Source organism: Pseudomonas tremae (assembly GCF_001401155.1).
Taxonomy (GTDB): Bacteria; Pseudomonadota; Gammaproteobacteria; order Pseudomonadales; family Pseudomonadaceae; genus Aquipseudomonas; species Aquipseudomonas tremae.
The window spans coordinates 1-407 of the sequence record NZ_LJRO01000391.1 but is presented as its reverse complement, the minus strand read 5'-3'; the positions used below and the strand labels follow the sequence as shown (position 1 = coordinate 407).

Genomic DNA, 407 nt, shown 5'->3' with positions numbered 1-407 from the left:
TCTATCGACTCACTGAAAAGGTACAGCGCAATGGAAAAGACAATCACCGTGGACCAACTGGCTAAAACTGACCTCAGATCAGTTAAAGAGATATGGCTTGGTGATACCCATACTCAGCTATGTCTGTGGCGTGGCGAACAAGTCGTCACACACGACATGCTCAGCGAGGGTACCCACGATCAGAACAATAGTCGCCTGCACTTGCAACTGGTCAACCCTGACGACCGGGCTGCAGTGGCCAGCGTCGAGGCGCTCGTTCGTGAGCGGCTGGAAAGGATGGGAAGCAAGGGTGAGTTTTATCCAGCCGAGAATGCGGACACTCACCAGTAATCACGCTGATTACACGCGATTCTGTAGGGTCCTTGGGCTGCGTTGCCAGACTGTAGATGTGTGACGCAGAGCGTCAC

1 protein-coding gene is annotated in these 407 nt (G+C 53.6%); it reads left to right on the top strand.

Going from position 1 to position 407, the window contains the following annotated elements; all coding sequences use genetic code 11:
* Positions 1-30: 30 nt before the first annotated feature.
* Complete coding sequence (locus ALO43_RS22525) at positions 31-330, top strand: hypothetical protein (protein ID WP_002555839.1); 300 nt, start codon at positions 31-33, stop codon at positions 328-330.
* Positions 331-407 lie beyond the last annotated feature (77 nt).

Coding starts and splice junctions, on each gene's coding strand:
- ALO43_RS22525 (WP_002555839.1), top strand. CDS start 31: ATGGAAAAGACAATCACCGTGGACCAACTGGCTAAAACTGACCTCAGA.